The 14,827-nt window shown below is 29.4% G+C and carries 14 protein-coding genes; 8 read left to right on the top strand and 6 right to left on the bottom strand.

Going from position 1 to position 14,827, the window contains the following annotated elements; genetic code table 11:
• Positions 1 to 120 precede the first annotated feature (120 nt).
• The gene (locus F7B34_RS05485; RefSeq protein ID WP_292460831.1) at positions 121 to 1,062 is read right to left on the bottom strand and encodes a malate dehydrogenase; all 942 of its coding nucleotides are present in this window, start codon (positions 1,060 to 1,062) and stop codon (positions 121 to 123) included.
• Between the two features lie 236 nt (positions 1,063 to 1,298).
• On the opposite strand from F7B34_RS05485, the gene F7B34_RS05480 reads away from it, so the two are divergent.
• Complete coding sequence (locus tag F7B34_RS05480; RefSeq protein WP_292460830.1) at positions 1,299 to 1,514, top strand: hypothetical protein; 216 nt, start codon at positions 1,299 to 1,301, stop codon at positions 1,512 to 1,514.
• Positions 1,515 to 1,684: 170 nt separating this feature from the next.
• Here F7B34_RS05480 and F7B34_RS05475 read toward each other — a convergent pair whose 3' ends face one another.
• Together F7B34_RS05475 and F7B34_RS05470 are read right to left on the bottom strand one after the other, a co-directional pair.
• Positions 1,685 to 3,106 (bottom strand): transposase, encoded by a 1,422-nt coding sequence (locus tag F7B34_RS05475; RefSeq protein WP_292460829.1) that lies wholly within the window; start codon positions 3,104 to 3,106, stop codon positions 1,685 to 1,687.
• Positions 3,107 to 3,191: 85 nt separating this feature from the next.
• Complete coding sequence (locus F7B34_RS05470) at positions 3,192 to 3,794, bottom strand: IS607 family transposase (RefSeq protein WP_292460828.1); 603 nt, start codon at positions 3,792 to 3,794, stop codon at positions 3,192 to 3,194.
• Between the two features lie 226 nt (positions 3,795 to 4,020).
• Here F7B34_RS05470 and F7B34_RS05465 point away from each other — a divergent pair, with 226 nt between their 5' ends.
• Positions 4,021 to 4,224 carry a molybdopterin-binding protein gene (locus F7B34_RS05465; RefSeq protein WP_292460827.1) on the top strand — a complete coding sequence of 68 codons (204 nt, stop codon included), beginning with the start codon at positions 4,021 to 4,023 and terminating at the stop codon, positions 4,222 to 4,224.
• Positions 4,225 to 4,373: 149 nt separating this feature from the next.
• Positions 4,374 to 5,930: a carbamoyltransferase C-terminal domain-containing protein gene (locus F7B34_RS05460; RefSeq protein ID WP_292460826.1), complete on the top strand. Its 1,557-nt coding sequence runs from the start codon at positions 4,374 to 4,376 to the stop codon at positions 5,928 to 5,930.
• 57 nt (positions 5,931 to 5,987) lie between these two features.
• Here F7B34_RS05460 and F7B34_RS05455 read toward each other — a convergent pair whose 3' ends face one another.
• The 3 genes from F7B34_RS05455 to F7B34_RS05445 all read right to left on the bottom strand — a co-directional run bounded on the left by F7B34_RS05455 (position 5,988) and on the right by F7B34_RS05445 (position 9,501).
• Positions 5,988 to 7,727 (bottom strand): pentapeptide repeat-containing protein, encoded by a 1,740-nt coding sequence (locus F7B34_RS05455; protein WP_292460825.1) that lies wholly within the window; start codon positions 7,725 to 7,727, stop codon positions 5,988 to 5,990.
• Between the two features lie 163 nt (positions 7,728 to 7,890).
• Positions 7,891 to 8,349, bottom strand: a complete 459-nt coding sequence (locus tag F7B34_RS05450) for an LAGLIDADG family homing endonuclease (RefSeq protein ID WP_292460824.1) — start codon at positions 8,347 to 8,349, stop codon at positions 7,891 to 7,893.
• A 492-nt stretch (positions 8,350 to 8,841) separates the two neighbouring features.
• Entirely contained in the window at positions 8,842 to 9,501 is a 660-nt protein-coding gene (locus F7B34_RS05445) for a thymidylate synthase (RefSeq protein ID WP_292460823.1), read from the bottom strand.
• Positions 9,502 to 9,674: 173 nt separating this feature from the next.
• Here F7B34_RS05445 and F7B34_RS05440 point away from each other — a divergent pair, with 173 nt between their 5' ends.
• The 5 genes from F7B34_RS05440 to frhG form a co-directional block, all read left to right on the top strand.
• Entirely contained in the window at positions 9,675 to 10,814 is a 1,140-nt protein-coding gene (locus F7B34_RS05440; RefSeq protein ID WP_292460868.1) for an amidohydrolase family protein, read from the top strand.
• A gap of 105 nt (positions 10,815 to 10,919) precedes the next feature.
• Entirely contained in the window at positions 10,920 to 12,188 is a 1,269-nt protein-coding gene (locus tag F7B34_RS05435) for an MBL fold metallo-hydrolase (protein WP_292460822.1), read from the top strand.
• A gap of 182 nt (positions 12,189 to 12,370) precedes the next feature.
• Entirely contained in the window at positions 12,371 to 13,600 is a 1,230-nt protein-coding gene (frhA, locus tag F7B34_RS05430; RefSeq protein WP_292460821.1) for a coenzyme F420 hydrogenase subunit alpha, read from the top strand.
• Between the two features lie 131 nt (positions 13,601 to 13,731).
• A complete protein-coding gene (frhD, locus tag F7B34_RS05425) occupies positions 13,732 to 14,283 on the top strand; it encodes a coenzyme F420-reducing hydrogenase, FrhD protein (RefSeq protein ID WP_394355316.1) in 552 nt (183 codons plus the stop codon).
• Between the two features lie 40 nt (positions 14,284 to 14,323).
• The coding region (gene frhG, locus F7B34_RS05420) for a coenzyme F420 hydrogenase subunit gamma (protein ID WP_292460819.1) at positions 14,324 to 14,827 on the top strand (504 nt) is incomplete at its 3' end.

Raw genomic sequence — 14,827 nt, 5'->3', positions numbered from 1 at the left:
GTTGAATATTAAAAATGTCTTTAATTAAAAATTTTAATAAATTATGTGAAAAATAAAAAAATGATATTAATCAATTATAATCAATATAATCAATAAATTGTTAAAACTAAAAAATAGAAATTAAATGTCTTTAACTTCATTCCAGCAATTTTTTACAACTTCAACAGAGCGTTTAAATGCGTTAAATTCATCATCGCTTATTTTTATAGGAACTACTTCGTCTATTCCATTTTTTCCAACTTTAACGGGAACTCCAATACATACGTCTTTTATTCCATCTATTTCTCCATCCAAATAGGCGGAAAGGGTCAATAGCCGTTTATCATTGTTGGTTATGCATTTAACAACATTCACTATGGCAGAGGCTGGACCATACTCAGAACCTCCTTTTAATTCTATTATTCTTTTCCCCCCATTTTTTACAAAATCAACTGTTTTTTGGTATGGAAAGTTTTCAAAACCCGGCAGTCGAGTTATGGGAATACCTCCAATTGCTGTGGCGCTTAACAATGGAACCATTGTATCTCCATGCTCTCCAATTATTCTTGTTCTAACATCATCGATATGCACTCCGAAATATTTTGCAATTGCCACCTTAAATCTCATGGAATCTAAATGGGTTCCCAATCCAAAAACCTGATTTTTTTCATATCCGCTTTCAACCAATGCCTTTTGTGTCATTACATCAACGGGATTTGTTACTATGAACAATTTTGTGTCGCAGGTTTTTGAAATGCCCCTCACATATTTTTTAACGATTTTTGCATTTTCTTTTGCCAAATCAAGTCTTGACATTTTATCATTTCTTGGAACGCCTGCTGGAATAATGGTAATTTCACTTCCATCCACCACTGAAAGGTCTTTCTCACTATGGACTTCAATTTCGGCATCCCTTCCCTCAGCTGCAAGAGCGTCATATATATCCATTTTTATTCCCGTTAATTTGCTCAAGGATTTTTCTCTCGATATTAAATTTATATGCTTTATATAAGGTTCTTTTGCAAGCAAAAAGGACACTGCTGACCCAATTCTTCCAGAAGCCCCAATTACAGACACCTTCACAATCTCACCCTTTATAATTAAAAAATTTGATTAAATATTAAACCATAATCTATATATATGTTAAGATTTGTAATATTAATAACAAATTTATTATTACCAAATGTTATAAAATATATGGTATTATTACTAAATTTAAAATGAAAAATTATAAATAAGGATTATATATTATTAAGATTTAATTTAACAAATATAAAATTTATTTTAATTAATGGGATAATTTATTTGAGGTTGGTGTTATGAAAAAATTCAACATAGAGGATATGGACGAAATAGATAAAATGGCAATAAATATATTAATAAATGCTCCTCTAATGTCAGAACATGAGATGAAATGTACAATAAACATGTTAAGAAAAATTGCAAGGAAAAAAAGGAATAATGGACGGAAAAAGGTAAATGATATATTGGATTATTGGGCTAACAAAGCTTATGCTGTTTCAATGAAATCCTAATTATTTTTAAATTCTAATTATTTTTATTTATATATTTATTTAACATATAAGGTGCATCAAAAGACATCCAAATTATACCAAATACATTCATACGAATACATTTAATACAATCTGAATATCTTTATCATCTGCACCCGCTCCTACTAATGTAGTAGGCATGTCCCTCCTCCCTACCATTCTATATAGAATGGCTCGGAAGTTGCTTTATTTAAGACGAATTCACAGAACTTAAAGATATTATTTTTAATTGGATTGCATAATTTCATTATTACTTTTGAATCCAAATTATTAAACAATTCCTTTGCTTTTAAACCAACTTTTAAAATATTAAATGCTCCATTTACATCAGCATGGAGCACTTTATTTATTTTAGTATCTTTGAATAAACTTCTTGTGAATCTAACTCCCGACATGGAGTTTTTTAATATTCCTATTTGCTTACCTTTTTCTTTATCGTCATCTAATTTTAAGATTTTTCTAAATTTTCTTTGTATCTTTAAAACATCATCAGAAATACAACTTGATTTAGAAGTCCATGATTCATCAACTTCATACAATTTAATCCCAAACCATTGGAGTTTATAAACTAATTTATCAAGGAATAACCTAAATGGTATTTGGATGAAATTTTGATTATTCTTTTTGCTCATATTAGAACATTGTTTTGCTTCCAATAGATTATTACCAACATAAACACAATCATGTCCTGTTCTATGTAAATACAATGCTAACGCCTTAGCTATTTGATGAACTAAATTTTCCATCCATTTCTTTCTATCTAAATACAAGTTTTTGATTCTTCTTTCCAATTCTATTATTTTCAATAATAACTCATCATTCTTATTTTCTTTATATTCATTTCTTAATAAATCCAACTCACTTCTTAAACTAGCTAATAACTTATTAAACCATTGGTTATAGGATTTTAGATGAGCTGACTTAATAACTAAGGATGGAATGTTTCTACCATTAGAAACCAATGTAATGAAATTCTCTACCCCTAAATCAATCCCTGCTTTATGATTAAATAATGGATTCAATTCTTCTATGTATTTATCGAATACAATATCAATAAATGCAAATCCCAAATAGTAAGTAATCCTAACACTCGATGGATTAATCAAATATTTGGGCATTTTAACTTTAACCTTTTTCCCATTGTGGAGTTTGATGTGTAAAATTCCATTAAGGATTTTAAATGAAAGTTTATTTAATTCTACTGTAAATCTATCTATGTTTTTTAACTTCTTTGGTTTGGGGGGTTTCGGTACTCCATTGAATTTAGAAGGTTCTTTTAAGTATTCTTCATAAGCTTTTCTATATGCTTTGAAGTTCTTACATGTGATTCTTATAACTGATTGAATAGCATAAGTGTTGCTGATGTCTTTCTTTAATTCTTTCATATCCTTTAACAATTTGGATAATTTAGTATCTGAATTGATGATTTTTAATAGTTGGTTTAACTTTTCTACTTTATTTTGGTCTTTTGTTTTGGATATGTTTAATTTATCAACTAATAAAGAGTAAAGCAGGGCTTCAATAGTTAGGTAATACCCTAACTTCTCTTTTAGTTGATGTATTAGGATGAACAACATGTTTCTGAAATGTGCTAAGATTAATGAGAACTTTGTAAGGTTTTTAAGGCGTGAATCATAAATGAAAATTCGGTTATTACTTTCATTTTATCCACTCTTTAATATTTGATTTTATCAATCTTCGTTTAGAATAAAACTTCATTGGGAATGAATGTAGTAAAGTTATTATTTCCTCCAATATTTCATCTACATCAGTTTTATCATTGTTGTAGTCATTAACAACTATGATTTCAACACCGTATTTTTTAAATAAACTCTCAAAAAAATTCCAACCTATTCTTGTTAATCTATCCTTATGAGAAACTACAACTCTTTCTACTTCATGATTTTGAACCATTTCAAATAGTTTCCAAAACTGTTTTCTATTATCAAAATCTAACGCTGAATTTATATCACTGTAAATTCCTTCTATCTTCCAGCCGTTAGATATGCAAAACTGTTTTAATAATTCTACTTGATTATCCAAATCCTTTTTTTGTTTGTTAGTTGAAACTCTCGCATAGATTATTGTTTTTCTATGTGGTGGTTTCCCATGCATTTTTAGTAAGTAATTATAAACACTTTCTTCATCATAATTTAATCTACCATTTGGTAATCTTTCTGCTTTAATTTCTCCCCTTTTAACTAATCTGTATAATGTTATTCTAGATATATTCAATGTATTCAATACATCTGATGCTTTCATATTATATCACCGAATATATAATATGGCATTTTTTTATATATAAATTTTTCGTCTGAATATATCTGAAAACATCATTTGAATATATATGAATGAAAAAGAATTAAAAATATGTGTTATATTTTATCGGAGCTCCGCAATATCTTCTCCACATATCGATAACTATATATAAATTAAATACCTATTACCATTATAACTGAAATAAATAATTAAATAACCTGGTGAAAATATGAAAGTAAGTGTTAGAAATAAATTAAAAGGAACTGTGGAAGATATTAAAGTGGGGCAGGTAATGGCAGAAGTTTTTATTAAAATAGGAGACCAAATAGTAGTTTCCGTAATTACAAAGGATGCTCTGGATGATTTGGACATTAAAGTAGGGGATGAGGTAGTGGCTTTAATCAAATCAACATCCGTTGCAATTGGAAAATAAATATTAATTATGTATTTATTTTATCTATTTTTAACTACAAAATAATTTTTTATTATAATATTTTTTATTTTTTAACAATAAACAATAAACTTTAATTCTTTTTTTTAATAGTTTAAAACTTTATCTAAAATTTATTTCAATGTGATTGTATGATATTGGGAATCCACGACGGACATAATGCAAGTGCCTGTTTGATAAGAGATAGTAGTATAAAATATGCCATAAGCGAAGAAAGATTTACAAGAAAGAAAAATCAAAGAGGATTTCCAAAATATTCTGTAAATTATATTTTAAATGAAATAAATGATGCAATAGATTTAATAACCGTAGGAGGTATGTTTAGAAAGGGAAATAGGTTAAAAGCATTAAAAAGTTTTCAAAAAGAATTAAATGTCCCCATGGTTTATTTTAACCACCACTTATGCCATGCTTCATTATATAAATTATCGGGTTTTAAGGAGTGTTTGGTAATTACAATAGATGGGGGCGGGGATTCCCTTTCTTCAACGGTATCAATTGGAAATAAAAAAGGTTTGGAAGTGATTGCTCAAAGTGATTTGATAGATTCTGTTGGGGATTTCTATGCCTCTATTACGGAGGCTTTGGGATTCAAACCTATGGAAGATGAAGGAAAAGTGATGAGTTTATCCAGTTATGACTGTGCAGATGCTGATATCGATTTAAAAGTTATTGATTACGATAGTAAAAGGAAATCCTTTGAGAATTATCTTGGTGTTGTTGGATATGAAGCTACAAAGGCATTAAAAAGGATTCTTGATTTAAAAGATAAAAATATGGATTTCAAAAATAAGGTGTTAATTTCGAAATATGCTCAAAAAACCCTTGAAGATGTTGTTTTAAAAATGATAAAAGATTTTTCAGAAGAAACAGGCATAAATAATATAGTTTTTAGTGGTGGAGTGGCACAGAATGTGCGGTTAAATAAAAAAATAGCGGAAAATTATAATTTATATGTTCCACCATTTATGGGGGATGAAGGGCTTTCTGTTGGTTCTGCATTGCTGTTTAATGATAAAAAGAATAAAAAAACCAAAAATAAAGAAATAACCTTAAAAAATACCTATTTAGGATATAAAATTAAAAATGAGAGTTTAGAGCTCCTATGTAATAATGACAGTAATATTTGCAAAAATTATAAAATAACATATTTGGAAGAAAAGGAACTCCCCGAAATTATTGGAAATTTATTAGTAAATAATAAAGTTGTCTGCCTTTGTAGAGATAAAATGGAATTTGGACCTAGGGCATTGGGAAATAGAAGTATATTGGCACTGCCTAAAAGGAAAAATGCAAAAAAGATTAATAGAATGTTAAAAAGGGATGAATTTATGCCTTTTGCACCAACTATGCTTTATGAGCATATTGATGATTATTTGATTAATCCTTCATACAGTCCATTTATGACTTTACTGTTTGATATAAAACCCGAAAATAAGGATAAGATAGATGGTGTTGTTCATGTGGATAATACTGCCAGAGCTCAGACATTAAAGAGGGGATTTAATAAAACCTATTACGATATAATAAATTATGTTTATGAAAATACGGATATTCCAGCAGTTTTAAATACAAGTTTTAATTTACACGGCGAACCCATTGTTTGCAATGAACAAAATGCCTTAAAATCCTTTAAGTCTGTTGGTGATGCCTTATTATTGGGAAACTGGTTAATTGAGAAGAAGTGAATTGTGGGGGAATTGTAGGGGAGCTCCCGTGGTCTGCAATAAATACATACTTAAAAATTATTTTCTGCTTAATCTTCTCCTAAGTGCGATGTAGAGATTACCTAATAAAATTAAAGATGCCATTCTTATAAATGGCTCTAATGCCCATAATGATTTATCGTTTGTTCTCATTTGTAATGATATTCTTATTACTTCTATAAATGAAATCCACCAAAATTCCACTATCTTAAAAATATCCCACTCAATCCTTTTACATCTAAAACTCGAAGCCAAAATTGTAAATGCCCCCAATATACAAATTATCCACCATCCTATTTTTTTTACGGATTCCCCGTAATCAGATATTATGCCATAAATATGGATAAATAGTTTTTCAAAATCATTTTCTGAATATTCTTTTTTAAATTCCATTTCTAATTTATACAAATCAGATGCTTCTTCATAAGTTATATTATCTTCAATGGATAATCTTAAATTTCTATATTCTGCAAGGACTGATTTTTCATTTAAATACTCTAAAAAGTCTTTATAAAATTCTTTATGATGTTCATCCTCTCTAAGAATATCATATATTTTTTTATATATGGCATGTTCTTCTTTGTTTTCTTTCTTAATCTCAAAAAATATATGGCTTAATATTTTTTCATTATTTTCTTCGATATTATGTAATAACATTACTTCCCGCATATCCGTCATTAAAAATGATGTTTTAGACAATTGGAAATTAATTATTTTAGTATGTTTGTTTAAAAATTGGGCATTATTAAAAATGGCTATATTATTGTATTTGTTTATTGTCTTTACTATTTCTTTATTAATCTTATCTAATTCTTCTTCGGATTTTACTTTATATCTATATTCTGCCATGTTTTTAAATGTGCAATCGATAAAAGATAATAAGCCAAAATAAATATCCCTAAAATATGCGATATCTTCAAAAGTTGATTTATCAAATTCTAATATACCACTTATTGTATTTTTAAAATCAGCGTCTTTTTTAAATGTGGTGTGTTTAAATATCGCATGTTCAAATATCGCACTACCAAAATCAGCCTTCTTATTAAATGTAGTATTGCTAAAATAAGCCTCTTTCTTAAATGTGGTGGTATATCTTAAATATCCAAAATAAGCCTCTTTCTTAAATATAGTATTGCTAAAATTAGCATTTCCCTCAAATGTAGTATTGCTAAAATAAGCCTTATCCTCAAACATAGTATATATAAAATAAGCCTCTTTCTTAAATGTGGTGGCATATTTAAAATCAGCCTTCTTATTAAATGTAGTATTGCTAAAATCAGCATCCCCCTCAAATGTAGTATTGCTAAAATCAGCCTTCTTATTATCAGCCTTCTTATTAAATGTAGTATTGCTAAAATAAGCCTCTACCTTATATTTAGTATAACTAAAATCAGCATCCCCCTCAAATGTAGTATTGCTAAAATAAGCCCACCCATTAAATATAGTATCTCTAAAATCAGCATCTTTTTCAAATGTGGCATATCCAAAATAAGCATCTCCGTTAAATGTGGAGCTCCAAAAAACAACTTCTTTGGTGAATACTATTTTAACAGGTTTTTTAACTACCCCATCTACGAAACCTTTAAATATAAAATCATCTTTAAATTCAACCTTGAAAATCTGAACATTTATATCTATGGTTATAATTATTTCATCATCTTTTTCTTTAATTGTAGCTCCTTTTAATTTCTTATTTTTAATTTTATTATATATATGTTCAATAGAAGCGATACCACCAACAACGCAATCATTTAACTTAAAATCTTCCCTATTTTCCAAACATTCTATAAATTTATCATAAAAATCTTCTGTTCTTCCGTCTTCATAATATATCGTAGGAGCTCCTATAATTCCACCCCCTAAAAATGAAAAATTATTCTAAATATTTCAAACATTCAGGAAAATATTTTTTAATATAATCCCTGACCCTATATTCTCTTATTTATATATCCTTTATAGCATTTCTTATCGCTGTTCTACTTCTATTTATTATTTTCGATATTTTATTTATATTGTGCCCTGTTTTATACAATTCTTTTATTTTTAATTTTTCTTCATTTGTTAATTGTTTTCTTCTTTTTATATTGCATAATATTTCCATTCTACTTAATTTTCTATTTATAGAAGTTCCAATTAAATTTTTAAAATCATTATAACTATTCGGTTTAATATATATTATAATAATATCCTTTGTTTTTCTTTTTGCAATGCTGATATAATAGTCAATATTTAATTTATCTAAAAAATAACAACATAAATCAATTAATTTTTCATCTGAATTTGCTATTTGAATATTCCCACTTATAACTTGCCCTTTTTTACCATATTGTAATGCCACAGAACCCTCTGAATCAAACATTCCTTTTAAAAATGCACATATATATTTTTCACAGCCTTCCAATAATTTTTTAAAATCTTCATATTTATTTAATGACTGATACCAGTCATAAAAATATCTTGAATTTACACGTACTACATAGCTATCATTTTTATTTTCGAATCTTTTTGGATATTCTGTAATGTTTATAAACCCTATTTTTTTTCAAATGTTTTTTAAATTCATCAACAAAATCTTTATCAATTACTTCTAATTGAATTGAATAACGTCCTTGTTTTTTATAAGCACATACACATCCATCTCCTTCTATTACTCCTAAAACATATGCTAAACTTTCAGATGGTTCTAAATTTAGTAATTTTGAAGATTTTATATAATTACTTTCATATGTGCTTCTAATTTTAACACCATATTTTTTTAAATAAAGCTAAACTGTTGTACTATTAACATCATACATTTTACCTATTTCGGTCGTGGTTAATTTTTCATGTTCATAAAGTCTAATAAATTCACTAATCATCTCATCATTAACTTTTCTTTTACCCACATTCTCACCTATAAATAGTTTAAACAATCTGGAAAATACTTTTTGATATAATCAGCATCCCTATCGACATAGATATGAGCATTATATATAAAATGAGTATAACTTTTTAATGTTGAATTTGTTTTTTCTGCCACATATTCACCTAAACTAATTAAACCTACGGCATTAGAGTGAAAGGCAAGTAAAATATCATTAGAACGAAATAATACGCTCATGTATAAGTAATTTCCAGATTTCTGAAATCCTATATGGTTTAAGCATGGAACATCCTTTACTTTTTGGTCAATGTATGGATTCCAAAGGGATATTATACATCTTCTTGATTCTGGATTAGTATTAAGTTTATTTATCACATACTCTATTTGGTCATTTTTCAAGGATTTATCATAACTTGGATATTCCCTAATTCGTTCATAATAATCATAAACAAACCGACCTTCCCCTGAATTTCCATATAATAAATTATTCGTGTATTGTTCCACTGCCTTTTTTCCAAGAGGATATTTTGGACTTATACTTTTTAATTTCGGATTTGTGATTTCTATTACTGTATTTCGAATCTCTCTACACTTTTGCCCGTCTTCTGTTATCATGTCTTCTCCATCTTTTAGTATTTTCTCAACTAAATATTCATAACTCGCCCTTACCGATGGTTTTTTAATAAACATTTTATCACTTGGTTATTTTATAATTTTTTAATAATTTTTTAATTTTATTTTAACTTATTTTAATTCCATTTTATATTTTTTATATGTTTATTAACATAAACTAATTATCATATAGAATATTTTTGGTTTAATTTTATTTATTTTATTTTTGAGGTGAGCTCATGAACACAAACATGGACACAATATACATAAAATCAAATTTTTTATATGGAAGTGAATTTGAATATAAAAAAGGTATTTTAGTAATCGAAGATAGTATAATAAAAGGATTCACAAATGAAGACATTAAAAATTATATAAAATACGACGGAGTAATAATGCCGCCCCTTATAAATGCTCACACCCATATTGGCGATAATATTATAAAAGACATCGGAATAAACAAAAGCCTTGATGAACTCGTGAAACCACCAAACGGATTGAAACATAAATTTTTAAATACTTGTGATGATAAAGATTTAATACATGGGATGTTGGATGGATTGCATGAGCTCCATAACAATGGAATAAAATATTTCTGTGATTTCAGAGAAAACGGATTAAGGGGCATAAATATTTTTAAAGAATCTTATAAATTGTTTAAAAAATCGTTTACCCAAAACATTAAAAATAATACTCTCCTAAAACCCATAATATTGGGAAGACCTACAAAATCCAACAATGAAGAATTAAAGAAAGAGATAAGGGATATTTTAAAAAATTCCGATGGAATAGGGTTAAGCGGATGTAATGAATATACTGACAAGGATTTAAAATTTATTAGAAGTCAGGATTATAAGATTTTTTCAATACATGCAAATGAGCATAAAGGTTCCGTTGATTACTCAAAGGAAACCTATGGAAAAACCGAAATAGAAAGAATAATTGATTTAAAGCTCAATCCAAATTTTATAATACATGCAACCCATGCAACATCTCATGAGGCGGAACTCCTATATGAATACAGCATACCTGTTGTAGTCTGTCCAAGGGCAAATGCATCATTTAATGTGGGATTACCCGATATAATTAAACTTTTAAAAAATAATGTGCTTGTTGGGCTTGGAACAGACAATTTCATGGCTAACTCCCCATCCTTGTTTAAAGAAATGGATTTTATCTATAAATTGTATCACATTGACCCAAAAGAGATATTGAAATTTGCCACAATAAACAATGCTAAGATTTTGGGGCTCAAAGATGTTGGATTGATTGATGAAGGCTATAAAGCCACATTTACATTTATTAAAAAATCACCTTCAATAAAATACTCTAAGAATATCGTAGCATCAATTATAACACGATGTGAAAAAGGAGATATTATAAATCAGTGAAAAATTACTGAAATACAATAATATGGTATTTCAATATCAATGTTTTAAATTAGCAGTTTTAATTATATTAAAATATTAAAAAATTAAAATATATAAGATGATAATATGTCAATAATTAGATTTCACGGAGGATGTCATCAAATAGGAATGTCCTGTGTAGAGATAAATACGAAAAAATCAAAAATATTACTGGACTGCGGAATGAATCCAGCGGATAACAGTCTGCCAAATATAAATTCAACCGACATAGATGCAGTAGTGGTATCACATGCTCATTTAGACCACTGCGGTGCAGTTCCTTATTTTAATTTTAAAAAAATATACTGCACAGCTCCAACCATAGATTTAATGTATGTAATTTGGAAGGATATATCAAAACTTTCCAAATTATATGGGGAGGAAGATATAAAACGAGCCATGGACGCCATCGAGACGTTAAATTACCGAGAAGAAAAAAAAATAACAGAGGATATTTCTTTAAAATTACATGATGCAGGCCATATTCTTGGAAGCTCTTCAATATATTTAGATATAGATGGAAAAAAAGTATTATATACTGGGGATATTAATGAAATAGAAACTAAAACCCTACGTCCTGCGGATACCAATATAGATGAAATAGATACATTGATTATAGAATCAACCTATGGTTCTCCAATGGATATAAAGCCAGCGAGAAAGGTTTTGGAAAAACAGCTTGTAGAGGAGATTTCAAAAACCATAGAAAAAGGAGGAAAGATAATTATTCCAGTATTCGCAGTTGGAAGGTCCCAGGAGATTATGGCTATAATATCCAATTATATGAGGAGCGGATTGTTAAAAACCATTCCTGTTTATGTGGATGGCTCGTTGATTCACACTACTGGGGTATATCTGAGCTATTCGAAATGGCTAAATCCAAAGATAAGGAATAGTCTTGAAAACAGGATAAATCCATTTGGTGATGTGAAGAAAGCAAATAAGCAGGTATTTAATAAAGACGAATCTTGTATAATAATATCCACATCTGGAATGGTTCAGGGCGGTCCTGTTTTGCAGTATCTAAAACTTTTAAAGGACCCAAAAAATAAGATTATATTAACGGGATACCAGGCTGAAGGCACATTGGGAAGGCAACTCGAAGATGGAGCAAGAGAAATAGTTCCATTTAAAAATAAACTTCCTATAAATGGAGAGGTGGTTAAAATAGAATTTTCTGCCCATGGGGATTATAACTCATTGGTAAGATATTTAAAAAAGATACCAAAACCAAAAAAGGTCTTTGTAATGCATGGAGAAAGATATCAGGCACTATCCCTTGCTATGACGATATGGAAAAATTTCAAAATTCCTGCAATGGCCCCAACTGTGGGGAGCATATTACCCTTATTTTAAAATATTATTTTTTATTTTTTATCACTATTTTAATTATTTTTATTAAATAAATATTAATAAATTAATTTTTTTTAGGATTTAAAAAATTAAACACCCTTATTTAGATATTTAAAAAGATATTTCTTTATATAATGCCATTAAAAAAATATATTATAACTATTTCTATTTTGGAGGTGACTCATGTGGCAGAAACAGTAAGAATTACGCCAACAACAAGGCATGAAGGGCATGCTAAATTGGTATTAGAGGTAGATGACGAAGGAATTGTAAGTAAAGCATATTATCCAAATACAACCCCTGTAAGGGGATTTGAAACAATGTTGAAAGGAAAACCTGCGAGTTTTGCACCTATTGCAGTTATGAGAATTTGCGGTATTTGTCAGGCAACACATGGTATAGCATCCTGTGAGGCAATTGAAAATGCAATTGGCTGTGAAGTGCCAAAAGATGGTATGTTACTAAGAGAGCTCGTAGGTTTAGGAAATAGAATGCACTCCCATGCGCTGCACCATCTATTAACTGCGGATGACTTCATAAAACCTGAGGAAACCGGTTTAAGGACAGATGCCATAAAACTCATTCAGAGAATGAGAAAAGCTGGTCAGTTAATAGTGGATATTGTCGGGGGAGAGGGAATACATCCACCGAATATTGTAATAGGTGGTATGAGAAATAACATCTCTGAAAGGGCGAAATCAAAATTATACTATGCATGCAGGCAGTATGAAAAAGATGCTCAAACAATGTATGAAATCTACACAGGATTAATCGAAAGATACCTTGAAGAAATAGGAATACCAGATTTAGGAGCTCATGAATATCCATATATAGCATCTCACACAACCTATGGTAATAGGAATGCTATAAACTGGAATGATGTTACAGAAATTCCTGCTCAAAGATATTATGAAAACTTGGAGATAGCCCAAACTGCAACAAATCAAATACCATTTTATGCGGGAGTTCCAACAGAGGGAGGTCCAAGAGCTCGAATGGTTAAATTTGGAAATTTCAGAGAAGGCGGAAGTGCTATGGATATAAATATTGCAAGAGCCCAGGAAAACTTTGGAGCAGTTTATAGGGCATTGGAAATTCTTGATGAGTTAAATATTAACGGAAAAACAAAGGTAACTCCTGAATACAAAGATGGTTCAGGAATTGGAGTTCATGAAGCTCCAAGGGCTATGAATACTCATATGGCCACAGTAGGAAAAGATGGAAAAATTAAATCTTATAACATCATAGCGGCATCAACATGGAACTTCCCAATAGTTGAGAAGGCTATTGAAAAATACCCCCATCAATATGCGGAAGTTATCATGCGTGCCTACGACATATGAGCTTCATGTGCAACACACGTCATCGTAAAAGATGATGAAACAGAGGAAGTAATTGAAGTAAGAAGAATTTAAAATAAAAAAAGAATGCTCAAAGGGAACCCATCGGGACCTGAGAGCAATGCTTAAAATATATAATTTGATGTTATATTTAATATTTCAAAATATTGGTTGATTGTATGAATTTAGAAACCAAAACTAAAAATATGGAAAATAACGAATTGATAGATAATAATGATGAATGTGATTTAACTTTATCTTACTTTAAGGAGATAATGGTTTTAGCCTGTGGAAATATTTTATTTGCGGATGATGGATTTAGCGTTCATGTTATTGAAAGACTTCATGAGCTATTAACTGAGGAAGAAAAAAAATATGTGTCTCTTGTAGATGCTGGTGCAGGAGCTCCTCAACAGGTTCTTTCATTGATGGATGAAACTTCAAAGACTAAAAAAATCATAGTAGTTGATATAATCGATTATGGTTTAAAACCTGGGGAAATAAAAATACTTGAAAAGGAATATTTGCCAAATCCTGAACATACTAAATTGGATATTCATGACTGGCCACTTTCAAGAGCTCTAAGGGACGTTTGTGATAAATATAATATTGAATTAAAAGTTATAGGATGCCAGGCAAAATACGTTTCTGAACCTGATGTGGTACTTGAATTGAGTGATGAAGTTAAAGAAGCCGTAGATAAAGCCGTAGATATAATATTGAATGAGATAAGGAAGTATAAGGAATTAAAAAATTAAAAATTAATTTTATAGAAGTTAAAATTAAGGAGGAGAAATCATGGTGACTGTGGCACATGTGCAGTTAAGTAGTTGCTGTGGATGTTTAATCTCATTATCAGACACCTATGAAAAGCTTTTGGATATTTTAGGTGCTATTGATTTGGTATATTGTCAGACCTTGGCTGATGTAAGGGAGATTCCTGAGGCAGATATTATTTTATTGGAAGGTTCAGTCTGTTTAGATGACCACCATGCAATGGAGGTAGCTCAAGAAGCTAGAAAGAAAGGAAAGATTTTGGTTGCACTGGGAGCATGTGCAGCAACAGGTGGAGTTACAAGGTTTTGCAGAGGAGGGCAGATGTCAAAACCTGTTCATAGCTCATTCTCACCATTAACAGAAGTTGTAAAATGTGATTTGGCAATTCCTGGATGCCCACCATCACCAGAATTAATAGTTAATGTAATTACAGCAGCTTTAAATGGAGATATGGATTATTTGGAACCATTTGCAGAATTTGCTCAGAATAACAAAGAAGCCTGTGGATGTGATTTAATTACAAAT

It is taken from the genome of Methanothermococcus sp. (assembly GCF_015523155.1).
In the GTDB taxonomy this organism is placed as follows: Archaea; AGJL01; Methanococci; order Methanococcales; family Methanococcaceae; genus Methanofervidicoccus.
This window is presented reverse-complemented; position numbering and strand designations above follow the sequence as displayed.

Excerpts from the sequence above, each read along its gene's own strand:
- F7B34_RS05445 (WP_292460823.1), bottom strand. The coding sequence starts at position 9,501 with ATGTTTATTAAAAAACCATCGGTAAGGGCGAGTTATGAATATTTAGTT.
- F7B34_RS05470 (WP_292460828.1), bottom strand. The coding sequence starts at position 3,794 with ATGAAAGCATCAGATGTATTGAATACATTGAATATATCTAGAATAACA.
- F7B34_RS05435 (WP_292460822.1), top strand. The coding sequence starts at position 10,920 with ATGTCAATAATTAGATTTCACGGAGGATGTCATCAAATAGGAATGTCC.
- F7B34_RS05465 (WP_292460827.1), top strand. The coding sequence starts at position 4,021 with ATGAAAGTAAGTGTTAGAAATAAATTAAAAGGAACTGTGGAAGATATT.
- F7B34_RS05480 (WP_292460830.1), top strand. The coding sequence starts at position 1,299 with ATGAAAAAATTCAACATAGAGGATATGGACGAAATAGATAAAATGGCA.
- F7B34_RS05460 (WP_292460826.1), top strand. The coding sequence starts at position 4,374 with ATGATATTGGGAATCCACGACGGACATAATGCAAGTGCCTGTTTGATA.
- F7B34_RS05440 (WP_292460868.1), top strand. The coding sequence starts at position 9,675 with ATGGACACAATATACATAAAATCAAATTTTTTATATGGAAGTGAATTT.
- frhD (WP_394355316.1), top strand. The coding sequence starts at position 13,732 with ATGGAAAATAACGAATTGATAGATAATAATGATGAATGTGATTTAACT.